The 8691-nt window shown below is 71.0% G+C and carries 9 protein-coding genes; 6 read left to right on the plus strand and 3 right to left on the minus strand.

Annotation, left to right across the window (positions count from 1 at the left end):
• Positions 1-299 precede the first annotated feature (299 nt).
• The 3 genes from ACIBFB_RS26745 (at position 300) to ACIBFB_RS26755 (ending at position 2585) form a co-directional block, all read left to right on the plus strand.
• Positions 300-890 carry a TetR/AcrR family transcriptional regulator gene (locus ACIBFB_RS26745; RefSeq protein ID WP_397234847.1) on the plus strand — a complete coding sequence of 197 codons (591 nt, stop codon included), beginning with the start codon at positions 300-302 and terminating at the stop codon, positions 888-890.
• Entirely contained in the window at positions 884-1759 is an 876-nt protein-coding gene (locus ACIBFB_RS26750) for an alpha/beta hydrolase family protein (protein WP_397234849.1), read from the plus strand. The genes ACIBFB_RS26745 and ACIBFB_RS26750 overlap by 7 nt, the downstream gene beginning before the upstream one ends.
• 202 nt (positions 1760-1961) lie before the next feature.
• Complete coding sequence (locus ACIBFB_RS26755) at positions 1962-2585, plus strand: HD family hydrolase (protein ID WP_397234851.1); 624 nt, start codon at positions 1962-1964, stop codon at positions 2583-2585.
• Positions 2586-2592: 7 nt separating this feature from the next.
• On the opposite strand, the gene ACIBFB_RS26760 is transcribed toward ACIBFB_RS26755, so the two are convergent.
• The 3 genes from ACIBFB_RS26760 to ACIBFB_RS26770 form a co-directional block, all read right to left on the minus strand.
• Positions 2593-3351 (minus strand): sulfite exporter TauE/SafE family protein, encoded by a 759-nt coding sequence (locus ACIBFB_RS26760; protein ID WP_397234853.1) that lies wholly within the window; start codon positions 3349-3351, stop codon positions 2593-2595.
• A gap of 149 nt (positions 3352-3500) precedes the next feature.
• A complete protein-coding gene (locus ACIBFB_RS26765) occupies positions 3501-4427 on the minus strand; it encodes an SPFH domain-containing protein (RefSeq protein ID WP_397234855.1) in 927 nt (308 codons plus the stop codon).
• Positions 4428-4689: 262 nt separating this feature from the next.
• The gene (locus tag ACIBFB_RS26770; protein WP_397234857.1) at positions 4690-5475 is read right to left on the minus strand and encodes an ABC transporter ATP-binding protein; all 786 of its coding nucleotides are present in this window, start codon (positions 5473-5475) and stop codon (positions 4690-4692) included.
• A 56-nt stretch (positions 5476-5531) separates the two neighbouring features.
• Here ACIBFB_RS26770 and ACIBFB_RS26775 point away from each other — a divergent pair, with 56 nt between their 5' ends.
• The 3 genes from ACIBFB_RS26775 (at position 5532) to serB (ending at position 8270) form a co-directional block, all read left to right on the plus strand.
• Positions 5532-6287 carry a hypothetical protein gene (locus ACIBFB_RS26775; RefSeq protein WP_397234859.1) on the plus strand — a complete coding sequence of 252 codons (756 nt, stop codon included), beginning with the start codon at positions 5532-5534 and terminating at the stop codon, positions 6285-6287.
• 97 nt (positions 6288-6384) lie between these two features.
• The gene (locus ACIBFB_RS26780; RefSeq protein ID WP_397234861.1) at positions 6385-6972 is read left to right on the plus strand and encodes a DUF1707 domain-containing protein; all 588 of its coding nucleotides are present in this window, start codon (positions 6385-6387) and stop codon (positions 6970-6972) included.
• Between the two features lie 86 nt (positions 6973-7058).
• On the plus strand, positions 7059-8270 hold the full coding sequence (gene serB / locus ACIBFB_RS26785) for a phosphoserine phosphatase SerB (RefSeq protein ID WP_397234863.1): 1212 nt from the start codon (positions 7059-7061) through the stop codon (positions 8268-8270).
• The last annotated feature ends 421 nt before the right edge of the window (positions 8271-8691 follow it).

Raw genomic sequence — 8691 nt, forward strand, 5'->3', positions numbered from 1 at the left:
TCACCGGAACCGCGTTCGCGACCGCGCGGAACACCCGTACCACGGAGACGCCGGCCCCTCCCCGACGATCTCCGGAACGAAACTGGAATTTCCACGGAACCAGGTGAATCCGGAAAGGCATCATAGGTGGTGTGACGACAAATCCCCGAAGCTCAACGTCCCAGCGGCCGCGACGGTCCCCTGGCGGCGCCAACGGGTCCCACGCGTCGCGCGAGAGCCGTGGGCCGGTCAGCCTCGCCTCCGAGGACCTCGCCTTCGCCCAGGCCCCCCTTCGCAGACTCCCCGCACAGCAGCGGAGCATGCTCAGAGTGCAGCGCATGCTCGACTGCTGCGCGGAACTCCTCGACGAGATCGGCTACGACAACCTCTCCACGACCCGCATCGCCGAGCGCGCCGGCGTCGCCATCGGGTCGGTCTACCAGTTCTTCCCGGACAAGAAGGCCATCACCCAGGCCCTCGGTCTGCGCTTCCTCGACCAGTTCGGCGCACGCGTCACCGAACGCCTGGCCGACGCCTCCTTCTCGCACTGGACCGTGGCCGTCGACACCGTCATCGACGAGTACATCGACATGCACCGGACGATCCCCGGCTTCCGGAGCCTGCACTTCGGCGACATCGTCGACCGCAGACTCCTCAGCGGCGGCACCGACAACAACCGCGTCATCTCGGTCCGCCTGCGCGAGATCATCGTGTCCGTCACCGGCATCCCCGACACCGACGACCTCGACCGCGCCATCCACGTGGCCGTCGAGTCGGCCGACTCGGTGCTCAAGCTCGCCTTCCGCGACGACCCGGAGGGCGACCCGGCCCTCATCCGCGAGGCCAAGCGCCTGGTCAGCAGCTACCTGACCGACTTCTCCGAGCGCAACGGAGGCGATGATCCGTGGTAGCCGACGCCGGCACCCTCACCGGCCCCGTCACCGGCACGGCGGCCGGTGTCCCCTACCTGGCCCTGCCGCCCGCCGCGGGCGACGCGGCGGCGCCCCTCGTCCTCGCACTGCACGCCTTCGAGCCGCCGCGCGGGGAGGCCGCCCTGGCCGGGGCCATCCCCATGGCCCCGCTCCCCGCGTGGCGCGTCTACCTGGGTCTGCCCCTGTTCGGCGCCCGCCTGCCCGAGGGCGGCGTCCCCGAGGTCAACCGGCGAGGCGAGCGCGACTACCTCGTCGAGCTCTTCGGCCCGGTGGTCGAGGAGTCCGCCGCCGAGCTGCACCGCGTCGCCGACGCTCTGCGCGCCGCCCTCCCGGTCACCGACGACCCCGTCGGACTGGTCGGTTTCGGGGCCGGGGCGGCCGCCACCCTCCTCACCCTCGCCGAGAGCCGCCTGCCGGTCGGCGCGGCCGCCGTGATCAACCCCGTCGCCGACCCGGCCCTGGTCATCGCGGCCCGGGAACGCCGCTCCGGCGCACCCTACGCGTGGGACGAACGCTCACGCCAGACCCGCGCGTGGTTGGACTTCGGCGCCCGCGCCGAGGAGGTCGCGCGCGCCCGGACCCCTCTGCTCGTCGTCAGCGGCGGGCAGGACGAGGTGGTCACGCCCGACGACGGCCAGGCCCTGCACGACGCGCTCCGACCCCACGTGCCCGAACATGCGCTGCGTCACATCGTCATCCCCGACCTGGCGCACACGATCGGCCCCGAGCCCGGCCTGGCCCCCGGCCCGCTGACCCCGGCGGGCGTCCTCACCGACCGCGCGCTCACCGAGTGGCTGCACCGGCACCTGACCGCTTCCACGCAGGTCGAGCCGTCACCCCAGGACTGAGCCCTCCTCCGCCGGCGTCCCGAGCCCCCTCCACCCAGCCGCGACACCGCCCGTTCACCGTGTGCACCGCCCGACCTCCCCGCGCGGCCGTTCGGAGGACGCCGCCGCGACAGCTGGTGCGCGTTCCATGGGATCATCCAGTGGCGACCGCTCCGGCGGTCCACCTGACCGTTTCGACTCATCCATCAGGAGGGCGAACCACGTGACGGAACCGGCACCGGTCTTTGCCAGCGGGGTCGACAACGAGCGGTTGAACGCGCAACTGCGCTTCCTTCTGGAGGTCGACAAGCTCAAGCGCGTCCTGCGGCAGAACCTGCTGGTCGACGGCTCCCGCCGGGAGAACTCGGCGGAGCACTCCTGGCACCTGGCCCTGGCCGCGCGCACCTTCGCCGAGTACGCCCCCGAGGGAACCGACATCGACCGGGTCACCGAGATGCTCGTCCTGCACGACATCGTCGAGATCGACGCCGGCGACACCTTCCTCTTCGACCGGGTCAGTACCGAGACCCAGGCCGAGCGCGAGCGCGCGGCCGCCGACCGCATCTTCCCCCTGCTGCCCGAGGACCAGGCCGCGCGCGCACGGGCGCTGTGGGAGGAGTTCGAGGCGCGCGCCACCCCCGAGGCCCGGTTCGCCCGGGCCGTCGACCGTCTGGCGCCCATGTTGTCCAACTGGCACAACGAGGGCGGGACCTGGCTGCGCTTCGGCGTCACCCGCGCCCAGGTCGTGGAGGCGATCAAGCTGATCGCGGAGGGCTCCGAGGCGCTCGGCGCCTACGCCGCCGCGCTGGTGGAGGACGCCGACCGGCGCGGGTATTTCAAGGGCTGAGGCCGGGTCAGATCCGGCCCATGACGAGCTGGACCGCCGCGGTCAGGCCCACGGCGACCACGCACACCCGCAGCGCCGCCGGGCTGAGTCTGCGCCCGTAGCGCGCGCCCAGGTGACCGCCGACGATCGTGCCGACCGCGATGAGCGCCACCGCCGTCCACGCGGGCGAGGCCAGGACGATGTAGAACACCGCCGCCGTGCAGTTGGCGATGGTCGTGAGCACGTTCTTCAGGGCGTTGATCCGCTGGAGGTCGTCGTCCAACGCCGTGCCCAGAAGGCTCAGCAGGATGATCCCCTGCGCCGCCGCGAAGTAGCCGCCGTAGGCGCCGGTCGCGTAGCAGCCCACCGGGAGCAGCGGACCGCCGTTCTCGGACGCGGGCCTGCGCGACCGCGCCCACGCGGCGATCCGGGGCTGGAAGAGGATGAGTACACACGCCGCGCCGATCAGGAACGGGACGACCGTCTCGAACACCCCGGACGGCAGGTAGACGAGCAGCAGCGCACCGGTGATGGAGCCGACGAAGGCCATGGCGCCCAGGCGCAGCATCCGGGTGCGCTGCCCCCTCAGTTCACGCCGGTAGCCGACGGTCCCGCTGATCGACCCGGGGGCCAGGCCGATGGTGTTGGAGACGGTCGCGGTGATCGGGGGGAAGCCGAGCGCCAGGAGGACGGGGAACGTGAACAGGGTGCCCGACCCCGCGATGACGTTGATCCCTCCGGCCGCGACTCCGGCCAGGAGGATGGCGGCAGCCTCCCACAGTTCCATCCCCGACGCTCCAGGTCCGTGCGGATCCCCCGTCCCTCGGGGAAGATGCCCCACAGACTACGAGAACCGGTCATCGGACCATGGGGCCGGGGTCCGGTCCGCCCCGCCGTGTCGGTGCCGGACCGTGTTCGAGCGGGGCGTCCGGGGTGTCAGGGGATGCGGACGACCTCGTCGCGCAACCGCTCGAAGGCGTCGCCGACCCCCTGGAGCGCACGGCCCATCTCGGAGGGGACGACCCACACCTTGTTCGCGTCGCCCTGCGCGATCTCCGGGAGCTTCTGGATGTAGTGGTAGGCGAGCACGTCCTTGTCGACCTTGCTGGCGTGCAGTGACTTGAACACGATGTGGATGGCGTCGGCCTCACCGCGCGCCCGGAGCGTCTGGGCGTCGGCGTCGGCCTTGGCGGTGAGCATCTGCGCCTCGGCCGCGCCCTGGGCCCTCAGCACGGCCGAGGAGCGCTCGCCCTCGGCGCGGAGCACGGCGGCCTGCTTCTCACCCTCGGCGCTCAGCAGCTGGGCGCGCTTCTCCCGGTCGGCGCGCATCTGCATCTCCATCGCCTCCTGCACGGAGGACGGCGGCTCGATGCCCTTGAGCTCGATCCGGCTGATCTCGATGCCCCAGTCCGCCGTGGCCTCGTCCAGAACCGTCTTCAGCTCGCGGTTGATCTCGTCACGGGAGGTGAGCGTCGCCTCCAGGTTCATACCGCCGACGACGTTGCGCAAGGTGGCCAGGGTGAGCTGTTCGACCGCCTGGATGAAGTTGGCGACCTCGTAGGTGGCGCGGTAGGCGTCGACGACCCGGATGTACACCGCCGAGTCGACCTCGACCGCGAGGTTGTCCTCGGTGATGGCCGACTGCGGTGGGAAGCTGACCACCTGCACCCGCCGGTCGATCCGCTCGCGCACCTGGTCGACGCCCGGGATCACGACGTTGAAGCCCGAGTTCAGCGTCCGGTGGAACTTGCCGAACCGTTCGACGACGTCCTCCATCGAGTGCGGGACGATACGCACGCTCCGCCAGAAGATGATGAGCAGAACGGCGACGAAGAGCGCGACGATGATGATCGTGGTCGTCATGGGGAAACCCCCGTCTCGAAGCGGGGGGCGGCGATCAGCAACGGCATGAGGGCGGCTCCGGAGTTTCCCGAGGGGATCAGGGGAGCGGGCGCGGACCGCGCATCAGCGGCCCCGCCCACCCGATGATCATAAAGCGCGTCGAAATGGAGCGATCCGCTCACCGGTCGTTGACGCTACCCCATATGCACCAGGGGCATCCACATCCGGACAGATATAGGAATTGTGGACGATAGATAGCCCTGTTTAACTCAATCCCAAATTGTCAGATCGCGCGGGCGCTCCACCGGTCCCCGTCACGCTCCACCTTCAACGGCAGGTCGAAGGTCTCCGTGAGCGTGTCCGGCGTCATCACCTCGTCCAGCGTGCCCGCGGCGACCACACGCCCCTCCCGCAGGAACAGGCCGTGCGTGAAGCCCGCCGGGATCTCCTCCACGTGGTGCGAGACCATGACGAGCGTGGGCGAGGTCTCGTTGCGGGCGAGCACCCCCAGCCGCCGCACGAGGTCCTCGCGGCCGCCCAGGTCCAGCCCGGCCGCGGGCTCGTCCAGGAGCAGCATCTCCGGATCGGCCATGAGCGCGCGGGCCACGAGCACCCGCTTGCGCTCTCCCTCCGACAGGGTCTGGAACTCCCGGTCGGCGAGGTCGCCCACACCCCAGTGCCCCAGCAGCGCGCGGGCCCGCCCGTAGTCCGGGATCCCGTACTCCTCGCGGAACCGCCCCAGGTAGCCGTAGGCGGCGCTGACCACCAGATCGACGACCGGGGTACCCGACTCGACCCGGGCCGCCACAGCGGCGCTCGTGTAGCCGATCAGGGGTCGCAGCTCGAACACGTCGACCCGCCCGAGCCGCTCACCGAGGATCTCCACCGACCCGCCGGTCGGGAAGAGCTGGCTGGAGACGACGTTGAGCAGCGTGGTCTTCCCCGCGCCGTTGGGTCCGAGGACCACCCACCGTTCACCCTCCTGGACCGTCCAGTCGACCCCGTCCAGCAGAGCCGCGCCCCCGCGCCGCACCGTGACCCCGTTCAGGCCCACCACACGCCCGTCCATCGTCCTCCCTCACATCACGTCCCACGCCGGTGCACGGGCCGACCTACCCTGTAGCAATGCATCTCACGTCCGCACCGCTCGTCGCCTGGGGCAACGCCTGGCTGTCCGGACACGTCGGACTGGACGACGCCGTCGACGCCGTGGAGCGACGCGGCGGCCCCAACCTGATCGGGACAGTACCCGGCGACGACCTGCCCTTCGACAGCGGCGTGCCCCTGCGCACCGCCCTGGTCCGCCTCGGCGGCCTCGGGCTGTCGGTCTTCCGGCTCGCGCTGCCCACCTGGGGTGATCCGCTGGGGCTCGTCGGTCCGAAGGACCTCAACCAGGCCGCCGTGGAGGCCCGGGAGGGCGTCCTGGTACAGCTCGCCGACGAACAACTGGGGCTGGTGCCCACACCCGACCGGCGAGGATCATCCTATGTGGGCGTTTCGTGGACCCCCTTCCGGGCGGCCGACGCCGTACCGCAGGTCCCCGGCCTCGCCGAGGCCGAGCAGCGGTTGAAGCTCACCCTGATCGAGGTGACCAGGACGCTGGAGGGAGTGGACGACTTCGCGGGGTTCGGCCCGCAGGTGCTGGGCGCGCTGGAGAACCGGGAGGCGCCGCCGCTCGCGCACGGCTACCCGCCGCGCGCCCACCGGCTGGCCGTCCAGGCCGAACGGCTCGCGAAGGTCGTCGAGTTGGCCGAACCGCTCTCCGGCCGGGGGCTCGACGCCCGGCAGGCGGAGAACCGACGCGAGGCCCTCCGGCAACTGGACATGGCCGTGCGCCGAGCCCAGGTGGCCGCGCACGCGGCGATCGCACCGAAGCGTTGACCGGATCTCGGGGTTCTCCCAGGGGCGATACCTGATCCCCCACCACCCGCCACCCCCAATACTGGAGGGCAGGTGGAGAGAAGGGAACGAGGAGACCATGCAGCCCGACCACATCCGAGCCTCCGACTCCGACCGGGACAGGGTCGCCGAGCGGCTCCGGGACGCCCTCGCGGAGGGACGGCTCAGCCCCACGGAACTCGAGGAGCGGCTGGACGACCTCTACCGCGCCAAGACGGTCGGGGAGCTCGCACCGATCGTCGCGGACCTTCCGACCTCCGCACCCGACCAGCGCCCCCTCCTCGGCCCCGAGGCCCGGGACCTGGCCGAGCAGAGCAAGGGCTCGGAGAACCTCGTGGCGGTCTTCGGGGGATGCGAGCGCAGGGGTCGCTGGCTGGTCGAGCCGCGCACCAACGTGTCCGTGCTGTGCGGAGCCGCCGAGCTGGACCTGCGCGGGGCCGTCCTCAGCCAGAACGAGGTGACCGTCCAGCTGGCCGTGATCCTGGGCAGCGTGGACATCGTCGTGCCGCACGGGGTCAGGGTGATCAACAACACGTCCGCGATCCTGGGCCACGCCGACGTGAACGGCACGGACCAGGTCACGCAGCCGAACGCGCCGGTCGTGCGGCTCACCGGCACCTGCATGCTGGGCGCGATCACGGTCAAAGCCAAGAAGTCAGGCCGCTGACAGTTGTCCACATGGTGAACGACCTGCGAAAAGACGCTGACCTGCCGATCACGTGTCAGCCCGGGCCGAGTACCGTGGATGACGCCATGAATGATGAAACCACGTTGTCGGTCACGGTGACCGGACGGGACCGTCCGGGCATCAGCGCGCGCCTGCTCAGCACCCTCTCCGTCTTCCCGGTCGCCATCGTCGACCTGGAACAGGTCGTCCTCGGCGGCCGCCTGGTCCTGGGCGCCATCCTGGAGGTGGACGAGCGCGTCGCTCCCGGCGTGACTCGGCACCGCGTCTTCGAGGAGGTCCGCAGCGCGCTCGACAAGACCGCGATCGACCTCGACATGGAGACCGAGTACGGGGACGGCGGGGGTCGGGTCAACGCCTACGACCCCAACCGGCTGCACGTCACCGTCCTGGCCGATCCGCTCCGCCCCGGCGCCCTGGCCGCGATCACCTCGTGCGTGGCCCGCGCGGGCGCCAACATCGACCGCATCGAGCGGCTCTCCAGCTACCCGGTGACCTCCGTCGAGATGGACATCTCCGGGGGCAGCGCCGACCAGCTCCGCGCCGAACTGGCGATGGAGGCGAGCACCCAGGGTGTGGACGTCGCCGTCCAACCCAGTGGGCTGCACCGCCGGGGCAAGCACCTCATCATCATGGACGTGGATTCGACCCTGATCCAGGGCGAGGTGATCGAGCTCCTGGCCGCCCACGCGGGCTGTGAGGAGGAGATCGCCAAGGTGACCGAGCAGGCGATGCGCGGGGAGCTGGACTTCGAGGAGTCCCTCCGTGCCCGGGTCGCGCTGCTGCGCGGACTCGACGCCTCCGCGATCGACCGCGTCCGCGAGGAGATCGTGCTGACGCCGGGCGCCCGGACCCTGGTCCGCACGCTCAAGCGGCTCGGGTACGAGTGCGGCATCGTCAGCGGCGGGTTCACCCAGATCACCGACTCCCTGGTGGAGCTCCTGGACCTGGACTACTCCGCGGCCAACACGCTCGAAGTGGTGGACGGCAAGCTCACCGGCGAACTGGTGGGCCCGATCATCGACCGCAAGGGGAAGGCGACGACGCTCGAACGGTTCGCCGAGGAGGCCGGCGTGCCGCTGACCCAGACGGTCGCGATCGGCGACGGGGCCAACGACCTGGACATGCTCCAGACCGCTGGGCTCGGCGTGGCGTTCAACGCCAAGCCGGTCGTCCGCGAGCAGGCGGACACCTCGGTGACCGTGCCCTACCTGGACGCGATCGCCTTCATCCTGGGGATCACCCGCGAGGAGATCGAGGCAGCCGACCTGCACGGCTGATCCGACAGCGCACGTCACATCCCGTGGGGATGGTGGCTCCTGGCCCCTGTGGCTGGGCGGGGTGGGAGAGTGTGCGGCCGACCCCCGTGTGGTTGAGCGGGCGGAGACGGTGACCCTCGAACCCCCTGTGGCTGGGCGGGGTGGGAGGGTGTGCGGCCAACCCCCTGGAGTGCCGCACCGATCAAGCGCGCCGCAACCCCCCGTGTGGCCGAGCAGGCAGGAACGGTGACCCCCAACCCCCTGTGGCTGGGCGGGGTGGGAAGGTGTGCGGCCAACCCCCTGGAGTGCCGCACCGATCAAGCGCGCCGCAACCCCCGTGTGGCCGAGCGGGCAGGAACGGTGACCCCCAACCCCCCGTGCGGTGACCAGGGCGGGAAGGTGTACGGCCAACCCCCTGGAATGCCGCACCGATCAAGCGCGC

The sequence above is a fragment of the Nocardiopsis sp. NPDC050513 genome (assembly GCF_044457925.1).
Taxonomy (GTDB): domain Bacteria; phylum Actinomycetota; class Actinomycetes; order Streptosporangiales; family Streptosporangiaceae; genus Nocardiopsis.

Bases quoted from the DNA above. Each gene is read 5' to 3' on its own strand.
- ACIBFB_RS26745 (WP_397234847.1), top strand. From the start codon at position 300: ATGCTCAGAGTGCAGCGCATGCTCGACTGCTGCGCGGAACTCCTCGAC.
- ACIBFB_RS26760 (WP_397234853.1), bottom strand. From the start codon at position 3,351: ATGGAACTGTGGGAGGCTGCCGCCATCCTCCTGGCCGGAGTCGCGGCC.
- ACIBFB_RS26765 (WP_397234855.1), bottom strand. From the start codon at position 4,427: ATGACGACCACGATCATCATCGTCGCGCTCTTCGTCGCCGTTCTGCTC.
- ACIBFB_RS26770 (WP_397234857.1), bottom strand. From the start codon at position 5,475: ATGGACGGGCGTGTGGTGGGCCTGAACGGGGTCACGGTGCGGCGCGGG.
- ACIBFB_RS26775 (WP_397234859.1), top strand. From the start codon at position 5,532: ATGCATCTCACGTCCGCACCGCTCGTCGCCTGGGGCAACGCCTGGCTG.
- ACIBFB_RS26780 (WP_397234861.1), top strand. From the start codon at position 6,385: ATGCAGCCCGACCACATCCGAGCCTCCGACTCCGACCGGGACAGGGTC.
- serB (WP_397234863.1), top strand. From the start codon at position 7,059: ATGAATGATGAAACCACGTTGTCGGTCACGGTGACCGGACGGGACCGT.